Source organism: Bacillus sp. Marseille-Q1617, from assembly GCF_903645295.1.
Lineage (GTDB): Bacteria > Bacillota > Bacilli > Bacillales > Bacillaceae_B > Rossellomorea.
On the sequence record NZ_CAHJXM010000003.1, the window covers coordinates 577,165 to 594,470 of the forward strand.

21 protein-coding genes are annotated in these 17,306 nt (G+C 41.7%); 17 read left to right on the top strand and 4 right to left on the bottom strand.

Annotated features, from left to right (window positions below; translation table 11 throughout):
• Window positions 1–52 precede the first annotated feature (52 nt).
• A complete protein-coding gene (locus tag HWX64_RS20200) occupies window positions 53–631 on the bottom strand; it encodes a DUF502 domain-containing protein (RefSeq protein WP_175991296.1) in 579 nt (192 codons plus the stop codon).
• Between the two features lie 168 nt (window positions 632–799).
• On the opposite strand from HWX64_RS20200, the gene HWX64_RS20205 reads away from it, so the two are divergent.
• On the top strand, window positions 800–946 hold the full coding sequence (locus HWX64_RS20205; RefSeq protein WP_175991297.1) for a YjcZ family sporulation protein: 147 nt from the start codon (window positions 800–802) through the stop codon (window positions 944–946).
• Between the two features lie 60 nt (window positions 947–1,006).
• Here the strand turns inward: HWX64_RS20205 and HWX64_RS20210 are convergent, their stop codons facing one another.
• Window positions 1,007–2,806: a methyl-accepting chemotaxis protein gene (locus HWX64_RS20210; RefSeq protein WP_254871223.1), complete on the bottom strand. Its 1,800-nt coding sequence runs from the start codon at window positions 2,804–2,806 to the stop codon at window positions 1,007–1,009.
• 501 nt (window positions 2,807–3,307) lie between these two features.
• Between HWX64_RS20210 and HWX64_RS20215 the strand changes: the two genes are divergently transcribed.
• The 13 genes from HWX64_RS20215 (at window position 3,308) to HWX64_RS20275 (ending at window position 14,252) form a co-directional block, all read left to right on the top strand.
• On the top strand, window positions 3,308–4,627 hold the full coding sequence (locus HWX64_RS20215; RefSeq protein WP_175991298.1) for an aspartate aminotransferase family protein: 1,320 nt from the start codon (window positions 3,308–3,310) through the stop codon (window positions 4,625–4,627).
• 1 nt (window position 4,628) lies between these two features.
• Entirely contained in the window at window positions 4,629–5,321 is a 693-nt protein-coding gene (locus tag HWX64_RS20220) for a 3-oxoacid CoA-transferase subunit A (protein WP_175991299.1), read from the top strand.
• A complete protein-coding gene (locus HWX64_RS20225) occupies window positions 5,300–5,962 on the top strand; it encodes a 3-oxoacid CoA-transferase subunit B (protein WP_175991623.1) in 663 nt (220 codons plus the stop codon). The genes HWX64_RS20220 and HWX64_RS20225 overlap by 22 nt, the downstream gene beginning before the upstream one ends.
• A gap of 24 nt (window positions 5,963–5,986) precedes the next feature.
• Window positions 5,987–7,255: a peptidase gene (locus HWX64_RS20230; protein ID WP_175991300.1), complete on the top strand. Its 1,269-nt coding sequence runs from the start codon at window positions 5,987–5,989 to the stop codon at window positions 7,253–7,255.
• A 146-nt stretch (window positions 7,256–7,401) separates the two neighbouring features.
• Window positions 7,402–8,238 (top strand): putative beta-lysine N-acetyltransferase, encoded by an 837-nt coding sequence (ablB, locus tag HWX64_RS20235; RefSeq protein WP_175991301.1) that lies wholly within the window; start codon window positions 7,402–7,404, stop codon window positions 8,236–8,238.
• A gap of 90 nt (window positions 8,239–8,328) precedes the next feature.
• Complete coding sequence (gene ablA, locus HWX64_RS20240) at window positions 8,329–9,750, top strand: lysine 2,3-aminomutase (protein WP_175991302.1); 1,422 nt, start codon at window positions 8,329–8,331, stop codon at window positions 9,748–9,750.
• A 1-nt stretch (window position 9,751) separates the two neighbouring features.
• On the top strand, window positions 9,752–10,024 hold the full coding sequence (locus tag HWX64_RS20245; RefSeq protein WP_254871253.1) for a YokU family protein: 273 nt from the start codon (window positions 9,752–9,754) through the stop codon (window positions 10,022–10,024).
• Between the two features lie 75 nt (window positions 10,025–10,099).
• Complete coding sequence (locus tag HWX64_RS20250; RefSeq protein ID WP_175991304.1) at window positions 10,100–10,324, top strand: YozE family protein; 225 nt, start codon at window positions 10,100–10,102, stop codon at window positions 10,322–10,324.
• Window positions 10,325–10,816: 492 nt separating this feature from the next.
• The gene (locus HWX64_RS20255) at window positions 10,817–11,473 is read left to right on the top strand and encodes a hypothetical protein (protein ID WP_175991305.1); all 657 of its coding nucleotides are present in this window, start codon (window positions 10,817–10,819) and stop codon (window positions 11,471–11,473) included.
• 277 nt (window positions 11,474–11,750) lie between these two features.
• Entirely contained in the window at window positions 11,751–11,927 is a 177-nt protein-coding gene (locus HWX64_RS20260) for a YozD family protein (RefSeq protein ID WP_175991306.1), read from the top strand.
• A gap of 349 nt (window positions 11,928–12,276) precedes the next feature.
• The gene (locus HWX64_RS20265; protein WP_175991307.1) at window positions 12,277–13,053 is read left to right on the top strand and encodes a protein kinase domain-containing protein; all 777 of its coding nucleotides are present in this window, start codon (window positions 12,277–12,279) and stop codon (window positions 13,051–13,053) included.
• Between the two features lie 16 nt (window positions 13,054–13,069).
• Window positions 13,070–13,840 (top strand): sporulation protein, encoded by a 771-nt coding sequence (locus HWX64_RS20270; RefSeq protein WP_175991308.1) that lies wholly within the window; start codon window positions 13,070–13,072, stop codon window positions 13,838–13,840.
• A 91-nt stretch (window positions 13,841–13,931) separates the two neighbouring features.
• A complete protein-coding gene (locus HWX64_RS20275) occupies window positions 13,932–14,252 on the top strand; it encodes a YodL domain-containing protein (RefSeq protein ID WP_175991309.1) in 321 nt (106 codons plus the stop codon).
• Between the two features lie 52 nt (window positions 14,253–14,304).
• On the opposite strand, the gene HWX64_RS20280 is transcribed toward HWX64_RS20275, so the two are convergent.
• Window positions 14,305–14,448, bottom strand: coding sequence for a hypothetical protein (locus HWX64_RS20280; RefSeq protein ID WP_175991310.1), 144 nt, complete (start codon window positions 14,446–14,448; stop codon window positions 14,305–14,307).
• 20 nt (window positions 14,449–14,468) lie between these two features.
• A complete protein-coding gene (locus HWX64_RS22145) occupies window positions 14,469–14,591 on the bottom strand; it encodes a hypothetical protein (protein ID WP_303049510.1) in 123 nt (40 codons plus the stop codon).
• A gap of 130 nt (window positions 14,592–14,721) precedes the next feature.
• Between HWX64_RS22145 and deoD the strand changes: the two genes are divergently transcribed.
• The 3 genes from deoD (at window position 14,722) to HWX64_RS20295 (ending at window position 17,290) form a co-directional block, all read left to right on the top strand.
• Entirely contained in the window at window positions 14,722–15,426 is a 705-nt protein-coding gene (deoD, locus tag HWX64_RS20285) for a purine-nucleoside phosphorylase (RefSeq protein ID WP_175991311.1), read from the top strand.
• Window positions 15,427–15,579: 153 nt separating this feature from the next.
• Complete coding sequence (locus HWX64_RS20290; RefSeq protein WP_175991312.1) at window positions 15,580–16,440, top strand: D-alanyl-D-alanine carboxypeptidase family protein; 861 nt, start codon at window positions 15,580–15,582, stop codon at window positions 16,438–16,440.
• A gap of 274 nt (window positions 16,441–16,714) precedes the next feature.
• Entirely contained in the window at window positions 16,715–17,290 is a 576-nt protein-coding gene (locus HWX64_RS20295; RefSeq protein ID WP_175991313.1) for a YitT family protein, read from the top strand.
• Window positions 17,291–17,306 lie beyond the last annotated feature (16 nt).

A 17,306-nucleotide genomic window follows, 5' to 3' on the forward strand; every position in this document is an offset into this window, starting at 1 on the left:
AAAGGTGAGTCTGCACCGCTTTCAAGCGGTCCGGACTCACCTTTTTACATATCTATTCTTTTTTTGATGCCATTCCTCCCGATAAGATGAATTTCATCGCTTCCTCTGATTTTATATCCAGGATCTCGATCTCTTCTTTAGGGATAAGGAAAGTTACTCCAGCTACCTGGAAGGTTTGAGGGACATATACGGCAACATGCCCGACAAGATCATTATGGAGGTCGCCAAGGTGCTCGGTTGTAATGAACCCAAGGCACTTCATATTGGTGCCAGGCATTGTAACCAGAGCGACCTTTGAAAAAGACTTCTTTTCTCCGATGAAAGAATGTATGGTATCTTTGATGACTGAATAAATGGTCTTAACAAATGGGATCTTATTAAGCAGCCTATCAACCAGGCTGATGATGGCGCCTGCAATGAACTTAGTTGATAACCAGCCCAGCAGGGTCAGAAGGATGATGGTAGCAAGCAGGCCTACACCAGGAATGTAATTTTCATTAAAAAAAGGCTTCAATACATTTCCAAGCAGTCCATCCAGAAAGACAAACAATTTATAAATAACATACATGACCAACGCAATCGGGACGATTGTCAATATGCCATTTAATAATGATTTAATAAGCCACTTCATCTCTTATTTCTCCTCTTCATGAACAATTTCAACACATATAATCTAAGTATAGTAAAAAGCATTTATTGTGAAAAGAATTCTTTTCTGGGCAAATTAGGCAAATGCACAAACAGTGGCCGGGCTCTTGACATACATTGAATTGTAAATAAAAAATGAGGAGAGATTTGTATGTATAAAGGTGCTGTAGAACCAACCCATACTCAATGTTATCCAGGGTATGGTTATCCTGTTGCTGGAGCCTATAATAGCTTTGCATTGATTGTTGTATTGTTTATCTTGTTAATCATCATCGGAGCTGTATGTTACTGTAAATAAATTTAAATGGTGAAAAAGGTGCCAAAGCTGAATGCTTTGGCACCTTTTATATTGTATAGTTTAGATCTTGAAGCTTGAAATAAGTTCCTTTAATTTCTCCGCCTGCTGTGATAATTCTGAAGCACTTGCCGTGACTTCCTGCATGGCAGCGGAACCTTGTTCAGATGCTGCTGCAGTGGATTCTGTATTGGCAGCAGTAGCAGCAGCGATTTCATTTACTTGCGCGAATGCATCGGCTACTTCCTGACTAAGCGTGAGTGTGGATTGAATATGGTCCACCATCTCATTGACAACGATCGTCGTTTTATTTGTCTGACTTAAAATATCTTCAAGGGAAGCGTTTGTTTCATTGGTGATTTCGACCCCTGAAATGACTTCCTTCACTCCCTCGGAGTTTTGTTTAATAATTTCATCGACTTCTTCCTGAATACTGTGGACGATTTCAGTTACACCTTTGGCAGCATGCTGTGATTGTTCGGCCAGTTTTCTGACTTCATCCGCAACAACTGCAAAGCCGCGGCCGTGTTCCCCGGCACGTGCGGCCTCGATAGCCGCATTCAGTGCAAGGAGATTTGTTTGTTCTGCAATATCAGTGATCGTGCCGATAATCGTGGTGATTTGTGATGAGCGTTTTCCAAGAGCTTCAACTGTTTGTGTTGTGTTTGCCATAGTCTCTTCTATATTCATCATCTTAGCAGAAGAGGCGTGAACCGACTTGCCGCCTTTTTCGGCTACATCCCTCATATCATTTGCCGTCTGCTTCACTAATTCAGCCTGATCGAACAGAAAACGGGCAGCTTCTTCCAAGCTGTTCATTCTTTCGAACGAAGTTGACATTTTCATTGTTGTCTGGTCAGTCCCAGCTGCAATTTCACTTGATGTCTCTGCTATGGAAGTGATGGTCCTTGAAGTTTCTTCGGCAGAAGCCAGAAGCTGCTGAGAGCTCGCAGAAACATTTTCCGCCATTTCTGAAACCTGTCTGACCAATACAGAAATTCCTTCGATGAGCTGGTTGGTATCTGAAGCGAGTCCAGCGAGTTCATCCTTCGATTTTACATTGATCCGTTTCGTCAGGTCTCCGCCGGCATTGGCGATTTCCAAGATTGAGCGGCTGATTTTCTTTACATTGGTTTTAATATTCTTTGAGAGCACAAACCCAAAGAATACAGCCAATAATACAGCGAATGCTGATAAACTGATGGTCGCAATCTTAGACAGTGTGACTTGTTGATTCAATGAATCTATCCTCTTGTTAAGATCTTTTTGCTGATCGACTACAATCATATCGACATAGGAACGGATTCCATCGAGATATTTCTTTCCGGTCCCGGATTCAACTAACGCAGCTGCTTTTTCGAGCCCGTCATTCTTCCTCGTCTCTATTACCCTGTCTACAAACTGGATCCAGTATTCATACTGCTTTTCAATTTTCTCCAGTTTATCAAGCTGCTCCCGGTCATCTTTCAACAGACTTTCTAAGTCTTTAAAGTGGTTTTCAACCTGATTCTTTCCATTACCGTACGGGGCTAAAAATCCTGTTGCACCGGTGATGACAAATCCCTGTTCACCGATTTCAATGTCATTCAATACTTTAGATAAGTCCTTTACCTTTGTATCCACCTGCATATCGTATTCTATCAATGTATTAATTTCACTTTCTAGCTTCATCATATTGTAGTAAGAAGTAGAGGCGAGAATTAATAGGACAATGGTCAGCAATCCGAATGAAAGAACTACTTTTCCACGGATGGTACGAAAATATGTAAGCATTCCACGATCATTCTTTTTCTTTTCCCTGCTGGATTTCTTATTCTTTCCTTTTGGCAAATTGATTGGTGATTTTAATTTTTTCTTTATCACTGCATCCCCCTCCTGGACGTGAAAAAAGTAGCATCAAAGGATGAACTTACCATTATTTTACCCATATTATCCTGATTAATCTAGTCTATTTAGAGACTTTATGTCGAATTTTTAAGAATTTTATCAAATTTAACTTTATTCGAACGAGTAAACAATATTATTTATTTTTGTTCGTATTTTTACGGTTTGATATAAACTCCCATGTGATTTTAACTTGATATGAAAGCATTTTTTTAGGTTAGCCTATTTAGTGAATACAAACTTATTTACCTAAAGGCAAACATTAATAAAATCATCCTCAATACAACCCAGGATGAATAATAGGTCTTTGGTAATAGTTGGTTGGCAAAAGCTAAACAGTCGAGCAGTTGCACAGTTTTTTTGAATTACAAAGAAAGATTCCTGTATCTAAACATATAAATGTAAGTAAGGATCCTTCATTTGTGAATCTATGGATGAATGAAAAAGGGAGCTTGACATTGAGTCTTCAGGAGGGAGAATATGCCTCATTCACATTTAATCAAACCTTTGATTGGTGACCATTACCCAATGATTGATTATGGGAAGGGTGTTTATTTGTATGATAAGTCAGGGCGGGAATATGTAGACGCGTGTTCCGGAGCTGTCACTGCAAATTTGGGACATGGCATGGAGGAAATTATTCAATCGATTGTGGACCAAGGAAGCAAAGTGGCGTTTGTCTACCGTTCACAATTCAGCAATCAGCCGGCTGAAGACCTTGCTGCGTTTCTTCATGAGCGAACAGGGTATCCCTGGAGTTTCTTTGTGAACAGCGGTTCTGAAGCAGTCGAAACAGCGATAAAGATCGCCCTGCAGCATTGGCAGGAAAAAGGCAGACCTTCCAAAAGAAGAATTCTGTCAAGGTGGCTAAGTTACCACGGAATCACGTTTGGGGCTTTATCGGCTTCCGGTCATCCCATCCGCAGAGAACGCTTCGATTCAATAATCGGGGATTGGCCGGTGATCGAACCCCCATATTGCTCGGAATGTCCGTTTGGCAAGACTTATCCTTCGTGCGGCCTGGCTTGTGCAGAACAGCTTGAGATCATGATAACCAGAATTGGTGCAGACAATATCGCCGCGTTCATTTCAGAACCGATTGTCGGAGCGGCAGGGGGGGCTATCACACCTCCTAAGGAATATTATTCACGAGTTAAAGAAATCTGCGAACAAAATGATATTCTATTTATTTCAGATGAAGTCATGACCGGCTGCGGAAGAACCGGCACGTTTTTAGCTCTTGAACAATGGGGGGTCGAAGCGGATATCGTGGCAGTTGGCAAAGGATTGAGTGCGGGGTATGCCCCCATAGCGGCGACACTGATATCCGACAATGTAATGGATCCAATCTTAAATGGGACAAGAATCATCATGAGCGGCCATACGTATAGCGGCAATCCTCTTTCTTCCGCTGCAGCACTGGCGGTCCTGAAACTCATCGAGTCAGAAAAAATCATTGATGGTGTGGATAGTAAAAGCACTTACTTAAAAAATTTATTGGATAAATTGAAAAATGAATTTCCATTTGTGGGAGAAATAAGGGGCAGGGGCCTATTACTAGGGATTGAATTCGCAGTCACTACCAGGAAACCGGGGGGATCATTTACTTCTGCTGTGGTGTCGGCTGGTGTTGAAAACGGAATCCTTCTCTACCCTGCGGCAGCAGGGATCGATGGCAGAAGCGGTTCAGCTATCATTATCGCTCCCCCATTAAACAGTTCGAAGAGGGAGCTTGAGGAAGTATATAAAAGGATGCGTTCCACCTTTCAAATAATCGAAAAGAGTTGGAAGGAGGATTAAAATGTGTGGACATCTAAATAAAATATGCAGCTATGAGACGATCGAGCATCTGTTCCAGGATAACATGACTTTAATGTTTGGCGGGTTTGGAGGAGTCGGTTCGCCGCCGACCATCATTAATAGCATCCTGGAGTGGAGGATAAAAGATTTGACGATCATCGGCAACGATACTGGTTTTCCCCATATAGGGATCGGTCAGCTGGTTGCGGATAACAGAGTGAAAAAAGTGATAGCCTCTCATATCGGTTCGAACCCGATTGCCGGAAGCTTAATGAGTGAAGGGAAGCTTGAAGTGGAGTTTTCTCCCCAGGGAATTCTTGCTGAACGGATCAGGGCTGGCGGTGTTGGGTTGAAAGGAATCATAACTGAGATAGGGATAGATGATCCTTACTTAAATAAAGGGAAGAAAATAATTGAGGTTGAAGGAAACCCGTATATGTTTGAATCCGCATTGACCTCTCAAGTAGGAATCGTGTTCGCCAAAAAAGCTGATCCTTTTGGAAATCTTGTATATGACAAAAGTGCAAGAAATACAAATCCCTTGGTGGCCATGGCTTCTGATATCACCATAGTGGAAGCTGAGGAAATCGTTGAGACTGGAGAGCTGGATCCAGAAGAGGTGGTGACCTCCGGAGTATTTGTTGATCATATTGTTCTTTCTAAAGGAGTCGACTGGAAATGGATATGGGAATAAAGAATAAATTGGCAAAGCGGGCTGCCCGGGAAGTCAAGGAAGGGATGATCGTCAATCTTGGGATAGGCATCCCTTCACTAGTGCCCAACCACCTCCCAACAGGGTATGGGGTCATTTTTCATTCTGAAAATGGAATTGTAGGTATAGGGCACGCACCTTCTAAGGGTATGGAGGATGAAAATCTGTGCAATGCCGGAGGGTTCCCTGTTTCCCTAAACGCCGGGGGAAGTTATACAGACAGCGCAGCGGCTTTCGCGATGATCCGAAGGGGGAAAATCGATTTGACGATTCTTGGTTCCTTACAAGTAAGTGAAAAGGGGGACCTGGCAAATTGGATCATCCCTGGTAAAAAAATTCCAGGTATGGGAGGAGCAACAGAGTTAGCTTCCAAAGCGAAGAAAGTAATCGTGTTGATGACCCACCTGGATAAACATCATCGCAGTAAATTAGTCAAAGAGTGCACATTGCCATTGACGGCAAAGCAATGTGTTTCCATGATCATCACAGAACGCGGAGTGTTCTCGATTGATCATGGCAGATTAACCTTGATTGAAATTTTCCATCCGTACACATTGGAAGAAATAAGAGATTCCACAGAAGCTGATTTTATGACAAGCCCCCAAATGATTTATTCGGAATAAGGGGTGGAGAGGAGAGGGTCTGAGTTGAATGATGTCCATCGTCTCATCAAAAGGAAGTTAGATGAAAAAAGAAAAAGCGCGGTGGAACTGCTGCAAAAAATGGTTCAGGAAGATAGCACGAGAGGGAATGAATTCAAGGCTCAGGCGGTTATCATCGAGAAATGCAGGGAGATGGGGTTAGAGCTTGATATATGGGAAGTTCAAGAACAAGAAATGAAAGAGCATCCATTCTATCGCTGTGACCGCTCGGACTTTAAAGGGAATCCAAACCTGGCAGCCATATTGAAGGGGACCGGCGGGGGGAAGAGCCTGATTTTAAATGGACATATCGACGTCGTTCCTGAAGGGAACAGAAATGACTGGAAGTACGATCCTTACAGCGGTACTGTGACCGAAGGGAAATTGTATGGCAGGGGCTCAACGGATATGAAAGGAGGAACAGCAGCACTTATTTTGGCGATGGAAGTGATACAAGACTTGGAGATCCCTTTGAAAGGGGACATCGTCTTTCAGAGTGTAATAGAAGAAGAGAGTGGTGGCACCGGTACTCTGTCAGCATTGCTCAGAGGTTATAAAGCGGATGGGGCCATAATACCCGAGCCCACAAATATGAAGATTTTCCCAAAGCAGCAAGGATCTATGTGGTTCAGGCTTACGGTTAAAGGAAAAGCGGCACATGGGGGTACCAGATATGAGGGCATTAATGCGATTGACAAAGGCTACTGTGTGATTGCAGCCCTGAAAGATCTGGAGCAAGAGAGAAACAAGAGGGTAGATGATCCCCTATATGATAAAGTGCCAATTCCTTTACCCATCAATATAGGAAAAATCGAAAGCGGAAAATGGCCGTCTTCTGTACCGGATTTAGCGGTCATCGAGGGGAGAGTGGGGGTTGCTCCATGGGAGGCGATGGAGCGGGTTGAAAAGGAATTTGTACAATGTCTTTCCAGACTGGGTGAAGATGATCCCTGGTTTAAGGATCATCCAGTGGAAATCGAGTGGTTTGGAGGCAGGTGGCAGCCGAGTGACTTATCACCCCAACATCCCATTATGAATCATTTGGAGAAATCGTTCAAAAAGGTGATGACTACTGCACCAGTCATTGAGGCTTCTCCCTGGGGAACAGACGGCGGAATTCTTTCTCAAGGGGGAGGCATCCCTGTGATTGTGTTTGGTCCGGGAACCACGGAGGTTGCTCATGACGCCAATGAATATATTGAATTGGAAAGAGTTTTTCAGACTGCGGAAATTCTTATTTTATTTATCATCGATTGGTGCAACAGCGAAGGATAACCCGAGACTTTATTACCAAATATTAGAAAAAATAAATCAGGAAAGCTGGAACAGCCATGTTCAAAGATTGGTTGTTCTTTTTTTAGGGATGTTTGTTTCATAACCTCCTATTCCAATTCATATGTTGATAAAAAAGGGTGCTTGCTATGCAGAAGTATGAAGCGATTAAACAACCTAAACTTGCTGCTTCCATTTTCATGGATGGAGTAAACAAAAGGGTTCGAGTGGATGATATTCGCGGAAATCTATCATCCCTATTAACCCGGTTGAAAAATGAGGTTGAATCTGCTCAGTGTGAAAAACTTATCATCAAAGCAAGGGAATACCAATTCAAAACTCTATTAGAATTGGGATTTGTCCACGAAGGTGTGGTCAATCGTTATTTTAATGGGGACAGTGTCCATTTCATGTCAAAATTTATAAAGGATGAGCGCCGTACAAGCAAATATTGGAGTGAAGAAGATGACATTCTTGCTGCAGTACAAGAGCTGAGAAAGCATCCACATAAAAAGGACATAGAACAATCCATCCTGTTAGCGGAGACAAGTGATGCAGAAAAATTAGCCCATTTATACAAAGAGGTGTTTCAACTTTATCCCGTACCTTTGCACGACCCCCGATATATAAGGGAAGCAATGAATAAAGGGACAATCTTTGTTTGCATCAAAGAAAACGGCCAGGTGATCAGTGCTGCATCTGCAGAAATAGATTTTCAGTATAAAAATGCTGAAATCACTGACTGCGCTACCCTTCCCCAATATAGGAAAGGGGGTTTTATGAAGAACCTGATTTCCAAGCTGGAGGATGAATTATTGTCACAAGGGATATTTTGTTCCTACACCATCGCACGGGCCCTGTCTTATGGGATGAACGCTGTATTTCATCAACTGGGATATCAGTATAGAGGAAGGCTAGCTAACAATTGTTACATCTACGATAAATTGGAAGATATGAATATATGGGAAAAGGATCTGGGCCAGTAAACCGGAATAATGCAAAAAACCTAGGCTGTTGGAAACGGCCGGTCATCATACAGATCTTAGGGTGAAACTTTAAGAAAGATGGTGGAAGAATTGAAAATGAATCTATATAAACCAAAGAGACACTGGAAAGACATTGAGCTGTGGAAAGATGTCACCGATGAACAATGGAATAACTGGCTATGGCAGCTGACCAATACGATAAGGACACTTGATGACTTGAAAAAAGTGGTGAATCTTACCCCTGAAGAGGAAGAAGGGGTAAGGATTTCAACAAAGACAATCCCTTTGAATATTACACCTTATTATGCATGGCTAATGAATGAAGATGATCCAAGGTGTCCCATCAGAATGCAATCGGTGCCGATCGGGAAAGAAATCCACAAAACCAAATATGACTTGGAAGATCCATTACATGAGGATGAAGATTCCCCTGTACCTGGTTTGACCCACAGATATCCTGATCGAGTACTGTTTCTAGTCACCAATCAATGTTCCATGTACTGCCGTTACTGTACAAGAAGACGTTTCTCCGGTCAAATCGGCATGGGCGTTCCCAAAAAACAGTTGGATGCAGCGATTCAGTATGTTCGTGAGACGCCGGCTGTCAGGGATGTATTATTATCAGGCGGCGATGGATTATTGATCAACGATCAGATACTGGAGTATATTTTAAAGAATCTGAGAGACATCCCCCATGTGGAGATCATCAGGATCGGTACAAGAGCACCTGTAGTGTTTCCGCAGCGAATCACAGAAAACCTTTGCAGCATCCTTAAGAAATATCATCCTGTTTGGTTGAATACACATTTCAATACGTCGATCGAAATAACAGAAGAGTCCAAAAAAGCCTGTGAAATGCTGGCAGATGCAGGAGTGCCGGTAGGTAACCAGGCAGTCATCCTGGCCGGGATCAACGACAGCACCCCGATCATGAAGAAATTGATGCATGACCTTGTCAAGATACGAGTGCGTCCTTACTATATTTATCAATGTGATTTATCAGAAGGGATCGGACATTTCAGGGCACCCGTGTCCAAGGGTCTCGAGATCATGGAAGGCTTAAGAGGTCATACTTCAGGCTATGCAGTGCCGACATTCGTGCTGGATGCTCCCGGCGGAGGAGGGAAAATCTCTCTTCAACCGAATTACCTTATCTCACAAAGTGCCTCCAAAGTGGTGGTCCGCAACTTTGAAGGAGTGATATCGACATACCCTGAACCCCAAGAATATGTACCTGGGAGAGCGGATGACTATTTTAAAGAGGTTTATCATGACGAAGACATTAAAGATACAACGATCGGGATTGCCGGGCTGATGAATGATACTCACGCTTCTTTGACTCCGAGTGGATTAAAGAGATTGGAACGGAGAAAGAAATATGAAGAAGATCCTGCACATAATTCATTGAAGGACTTCAGGGACAAACGGGACCAGCTTAAAGAGAAGAAACATAAAGCGATGCTTGCTAAGATGAACAATGGTAAAAAGGAAGAATCAATCGATGGAAAATAACCTGAAATGCGAATGGTGCGGTGAAGCAGATGTAACAGAAGGGAAAGGAAATGTGTATTGGGAGCTGCCGGACGGTACGAGGGCCATTACAATATCAGATGTTCCCGATATCAAATGCAGTGCATGTGGAATGGAATATCAGGAGGAACACGTGATCAATGAAATTGAAGATCAATTGATGTTAATCGAAACCAAAAAGCTTTCAAATGTGATCACCTATGAAGAACTCCTCAAGATTCCGAGGTTCCTGAAGAAGAATTATTTTCGCTTTTGAATTTTGTAACCTTTACGGATTCACCTTCATCCGCTATCCTTTATAAAAGACAGTTCGTAAAGGATAGGTGATTGGATGAGAAAATCATTTTATCATTATTTAATGAAATACAGGCAGCCGATAGCCAAAGATGATATAACCCAGTTTGCTAACGCAGCTTACGATGACCACAGCTTCCCAAAACAATCCGAAAAGTACGATGAGATCAGTTCATACCTTGAAATGAACGGTTCTTACTTAGACAGCATGTCTATCTTCGATCGGGCGTGGGATCAGTATCTAATAGAAGAAAAAGAGTAAGCATAAAAGACTGACTGAAGTAAAGCATTCAACTGAAGTCAGTCTTTTTTAATTTTTGACTCTGTTAAAGCTTACTATAGTGTTAACCTGTTCCAGCTGTTGATTGGAGTGCAAGACGAAGACTCCTGCGGGAGAAGTGGCCAATTAGAAAAGCGGAAGGGCTTTGCTCAGAGGTGGGTGGCATAAGACGAATCGACCTGGAAGGCGCTCTTTGCCTTCTTGGTCGGTTTGGCTTATCTAAGCCCTGCAGCTGGCCAAGTGAGACCCCACAGCAGCGTAGCGACGAGGAGGCTCACGGGTCACCCGCGGAAAGCGAAGTCTTGCACGGAAATCATCAGCGGTGTTACAGAGCCATTTTTTTAAATAATTCAGTTCTGACAGATTTAGGTAAGAGTGTAGATTTCAAAGCAGAGCGGAGAAACCGAATTCTTGTATCCCGTTATAGCGTTTTTTGCATATTATATAAAAAAGGCGATTAAGGGTGAGGGGAGAATGAAGAATCGAAAAGAGCCTAGATTCAGGGTAGGGGAAACAGTGGTCGTAACCATCTACGGGACAGTTGGGAAAATTACAAATATAAAAAAGCTGGATGGGGAATTCCTTTATGAAGTAAACGAAAGTGAAGGATTATTTAAAGAAAAGGCACTTGAACTGCTCGAATCGTATGACGGATATATTTTTGAACAAGAACAAATCGATATCGAATATAAATTTCTATTTGGTGATCTGGTCATTGTCAAAGGGTATGAAGAAGATTTATTTAAAGTGGTCGGATTCAGAACAGAAATCTGGCGTTATAAAGACGACGCATGGGAAGATGTAATATACGAATTAATGAGGATCACTGACGGGGAATGGCTGGAGGCAGATGAAGATGAAATCACTCTAGTAGCCGATGAAGAGCAGGCAGAGGCGTTTATAAAAAAATACGGCTTTGTGTTTCCACAAAAAAAAGATGCAAAGACAAAACTCCTTACGTCACCCTCACATAAAATAAGCTGGGTAGACCAGCTGCTCGATTACTATAATGACTATAAAGCTCTTTATCTTTTCTTTCATGATAACACATACAAAAAGAAGATGGAGCATGTTCTCGAACAATTAAAAAATCATGCAAATTCACACTCTGCCGTTAAAGAGAAGGAATAATCCACATAATATATAAAAACAGCGGAACACTTATCAATAAGAAGGAAATCAATATTGTACGAAGTACCCATTGCATGCAGGCTGCAATTTTCCCTTCTCCGTTTTCTAATTCTCTCAAAGTGGATTGGCCTTTTTTAATAAACGTCAACATACAATCGCTCCTCTAAATCTTAATGGTAAAGTGTATGCTTGTCCTAAATCTCTTATGAAAACTTTTTTTCTGCTGGCATAACTAAGCTGCCGGCATCATAAATTGAGAATCAAAGGGGGCGATCAAATGCGGGAGATAGAAGTCTTTATCGACACTGAAGAAATTGCCGAATTCTTCATGAAAGAACTTGTGCAAAGAGGCTATGTACCATCTGAAGATGAACTGGAAGAACTGGCAGATATAACCTTCGAGTATCTGATTGCCAAGTGCATCATCGACGAGGAATGGGAAGAGGACGTATAAATAAAATCTAAGGTCCGTCCCTCAGCACTTTCAAAAATGCTGAGGGACGGACCTTTTTGTTTCAATCACATTTTTGAAACCAAGGGAGCCCTCTAACCGTATATAGAGGTAGTGCTGATATAGAAAGTTAAGTATGGAGGTAGCAGGTATGCTAAAGAAAATATTGAAAAGTCTGTTAGGTTCTCATTCAAAACCCCGGTACTACAGCTCAAGTCATTCATGGGGTAAGCACAAAAAACATAAACATTACGGTCATCACCATTACAAGAAAAAATACAAGAGTAAAAGTTTATTTTCAAGTTTTTTCAGCAGCTAGGCTTCTGGTATGATACGAACCTTGTTTAGAAGGATGATTGACAGCTTTGAAATAGAATGGAAGAAGGGCAGGGAAATCCAGAAGCATCAAATCATTGAGTGTATAGGGAAAGGAAGCTACGGATCCGCCTATAAGGTTAGGTATAAGAAAACAGGAAAAGAAGCGGTGCTCAAAAGAATCCGTCCTTATAAAAAGCTGTTTTCAGACCACATACGGTACATGGATAACGAAACCATGATCTTAAGAAAACTGCAGCATCCCCAATTCCCGGAAGTATATGCCAGCGGCTGCCATAAAAGGACTCCATATTTCATAATGGAGAAGATGCGCGGCAAAACGTTTGAAGATTTAATTTTTGCAGAAGGAAAAAGCTATTCAGAAGAAGAATCTTTAGAAATAGGCATCAAATTAGTGAATTTGATCATCGATATCCATCGAAAAGGATATGTACACAGGGATTTGCGGATTCCGAATATATTGTGGGATAACGGGGTAATAAATATTATCGATTTTGGACTTGCCTGCAAGATAGAGGCGGAGTCTGAAAAAGAGCCCCTGTATCATAAAGATTATATGAGGGAGAAGACAGCAAGAAGTGATTTATATGCCCTGGGACATTTTCTGTTATTCCTGCTTTATTCTTCTTATGAACCAACTGAACGAAAGGAAAAAAGCTGGGAGGAAGAATTGGACATCAGGCCCGAAACCTCAGTGCTGATTCAAAAGCTGCTCAGGATACAGCAGCCTTATGAAAATGCTGAAGAAGCACGTGAGGAATTGATGGAAATAAGGTATGAAAAAAATAGTTGAAACCGGAGGAATGGACATGTCATTTTTTAATAAAGTGTTTGCATCGTTTGGAATTGGTGCAGCAACTGTCGATACGAAATTGGAGAAATCAAGCTATCAAGCTGGTGAAACTGCAAAGGGTGTAGTGGAAATCACAGGGGGAAGTACATCCCAGACGATTGATTCTATCTATCTGACTCTTTACACTACTTATATTCGTGAGTCGGATGATAAGAAGTATACAGATTATGCCCCTATTCAAAAGGTTCAAATTTCAGAACCATTCACAATCGGTGAGAATGAAAAGAAAGAGTTCCCATTTTCATTCACCTTGCCTTTTGAAACGCCGATTACGTATGGCAATACACGTGTTTGGGTCGCAACAGGACTGGATATTAAAAACGCAGTAGATCCAAAAGATAAAGATTATATTGAAATTCTTCCGAACAACTTGATTAATGCAATTCTTCAATCTGTCCAGGACTTGGGGTTCAGGATACGTAAAGTAGAGTGCGAACAGGCTCCGCGCCGTTACAGGGGACGCTACCCTTTCATCCAGGAGTTTGAATTCGTTCCTGTGAATGGACAATATCAACGTTCATTGGATGAAATCGAATTGATGTTCATTAATCAATCGGAGGAACAGGCCGACGTTTTGGTTGAAGTGGATCGAAGAGCAAGAGGGCTGGGCGGTTTCCTTGCTGAAGCACTGGAAATGGATGAATCCATGGTGAAAATGACCATACGCTCATCGGATCTGCCTCACCTGCCTTCTAAGTTGAAGGAGACTATCGACAGATTCGTTTAATCGGTTTCGACAAAGGTTCCTATTTTTTGATGAAGGATTCGACAGAGCCTTTGTATAATACTTTGAGTACAACTTATTCGGAGGGGTGCTCATGCTTTTACTTGAAAAAATCAAACGTCCCAAGATGCTGAGGTCCAAATATGATATTACCGTCTTTCAAACTCCAAAATACGGTCAAGAGAAGGGCTACCAGAAGGTGTATCGAATCTCAATAGAAGCGAATAATCATGAAGAGGCACTTTACGAAACATTCAGGATTTTCAATGTTCCCGATCTCATGCCCGATGACTATCAAGGCAGGTATATCGCCACCCGCGATATCATCTTTATCGACGAAGGCAGAAAGGGTCACTTTTACTACCGGTTGCAGCCGAATGGATGGAAAAGGGTGAATCGCATCCTCCTTCACTAAAATCTAAAAAAGGAAAGACTCCTAAAGCAGGGAATCTTTCCTTTTTATTTGATCAGATGTTGTGACCGGGCCCGTTCTTCCTATTTACTGTCGAGTCTTCTTTAGCATGGGCATTGTGTTCTGCCTCTAATGCTTCTTTAGGAATATGATTGTTTTTCTTTGGTGAATTGATTCTGTTTCTATGCTTTTTGCCCAAAAAGGATCCCTCCTCGTCGATTAAGATTTTAGCCTTTCGGTTCTTGAAGAGTTAGGTTGAGTTCTGGAGCGTGTAGAAGGGTTTGTTTCATTTGCATGCTGAACAGCCTGCTGAAGTTTTTTACTCATTTTTTCCTTCGTCATGACCATACCTCCTTCTATCTATAGTCTTACCAGTTCATGACTTCCTATCCGTGGACTTGCGTTTCGTTGCATATGCTTATAAAAAGGATTACAATAGTACTTCAACGTCTTTATTAGGAGGAATAGCAAGATGAGTGTACATATTAATGCAAAAGAAAATGAAATTGCAGAAACGGTGTTACTTCCTGGAGATCCGTTACGAGCAAAATATATAGCAGAAACATTTTTGGAGAACCCTGTATGTTATAACGAAGTTCGTAATATGTTTGGATACACGGGAACATATAAAGGCAAAAGAATCAGTGTGCAGGGGACTGGCATGGGTGTTCCATCCATTTCCATTTACATTAACGAATTGATGCAGAGCTACAATGTTCAGAACTTGATCCGCGTTGGTACGTGTGGAGCAATCCAGAAGGATGTGAAAGTACGCGACGTCATCCTGGCAATGACTTCCTCGACTGATTCGCAGATGAACCGTTTGACTTTTAATGGAATCGATTATGCGCCTACAGCAAACTTTGATCTTTTGAAACGTGCTTATGACAGCGGGGTGGAAAAAGGCCTTAGCTTGAAAGTAGGAAATGTATTTACAGCGGATATGTTCTATAACGACAATGCTGAACATGAAAAATGGGCTCAATACGGGATCCTTGCAATTGAAATGGAAACCTCGGCCCTTTACACATTGGCTTCTAAATATGGACGCAATGCACTTTCTGTATTGACAGTCAGCGACCATATTCTTACCGGTGAAGAGACTTCTGCAGAAGAGCGTCAAACGACTTTCAATGAGATGATAGAAGTGGCTCTCGAAGCAGCCATAAAAGAATAGCTTATTAAGATAACGCTTACAATAACTGCTTACTGAAAAGTAAGCAGTTTTATTATGTGTCAAACCTGATTACATCAGTATAATACTGATTACATGTTAAAGGATTCATGTTAATATGAAGGATGAAACAATATAGAGAAACTAGGTGAAAGTATGAAAAAGGTCATCCTGGTTATTGCCGGCTCCTTTGTTATTTTAGCAGGGTGTCAGCAAGCACAAGAATGGTCCGAGAACTTATTAGGTAAAAAACAAACGGAAGAAACAGAGAACACGGAAGAAAACAACAGTCAAGGTATCACGGAATCCCCGGCGGACACACCAGATGAAGGCGCCGATCAACAAGTTCCGACAGAAGAATCGGTTCCGCCTGAACTGCAATTGGAGTCGAAATTCTTCAATAATGTCAAGGTAGTGGACGGCAAGCGGGTGATTCAGAATCCTGCCAATACTCTGGCGCTGGTGAACAAAGAATTTGCGCTTGGAGAGTATAAACCGGAAGATTTAGTACGTCCGAAGGTTCCTTTTGTATTCGGAAATCAGGAACTGGAAAAAGCCTATATCCGTGAAGAAGCTGCAAGGGCATTGGAGCAGATGTTTGCAGCAGCAGAGTCTCAGCAAATCTTTCTCACTGCTATTTCAGGTTATCGTTCATACGAATATCAAGAAATGCTGTTGAACCGTGAAATCGAGCAGTTTGGTAAAGAAAAAGCCGTCATGGCCGTAGCGCCTCCTGGACAAAGCGAGCATCAGTCAGGGCTGGCAATGGACATTTCCAGTAAGAGTAATGACTTTCAAGTGAATATTGAATTCGGACAAACGAAAGAAGGAAAATGGCTGGCGGAAAATGCTTATAAATATGGTTTTATCCTCAGATATCCCAAGGATAAAGTGGATATAACCAAGTATCAATATGAGCCTTGGCATTTCAGATACGTTGGACTTGAAGCTGCCAAGGTCATTCACGAGAATGACTGGACCTTGGAAGAATATTTTCAAAATGTGAAAAAAATCTAATGAGATAGACGGCAGGAAGCAAATCATAAGCTTCCTGCCCTTTTCATTAAGATGCCCATTTGAGAGCTTTCGGGAAGCGGTTTATTTGCAGCTTTACAAAACAGGAAGATAATAAGACCCGATATAGAGAAGCATTCACTAAATATAGTTACGTATAATTTGATTATGTAAACTTACTGATTGCTGAGGAATTAAAAATAATTACTTTTTTATCACCTTCCCTCATAAACCTAATAAGAGAGGCTGTCCAAATGTTTTTATTGGGGGAATAATAATGTTCAAAGGATTCTTTATTCTGGTTATAGGAAGTATCCTGATAGGTATTGGAATCAATCTGTTTTTTGTGCCCTATCATTTTCTTGACGGAGGCATGATCGGGATCGGGTTGATTTTTCATTATTGGTTCGGGTTCAAGCCTGGTCTTACAATCATCCTGTTGAGCATCCCGCTGTATGTGATTGTCTTTTTCAAAGATCGGCCCCTTTTTTATAACAGTATACATGGGTTGTGGCTTTCTTCATTTATGATTGATTTTTTTTATCAGTGGTATGATTTTTACATTCTTCCTCCTTTATTCAGCGCGCTTGTGGGCGGTGCATTTGTCGGTGTGGGGATCGGTCTGATGCTAAGGGCTGATTCAGCGACAGGCGGTACAGATTTATTGGCCCAGCTGATCAGTAAGAGCTTCGGTTTTAATGCAGGCAAATTGATTTTCGTGATCGACAGCCTGGTCTTGCTGATAGGCTGGTCGGTTATAGGACTCGAATCATTTTTATATTCGTTGTTCGCCATAAGTACTGTAGGGTTTTTTACGACGATTTTGACACATCATAAGGATAGTGATGGATAATTCTTTCGCTAAGCAG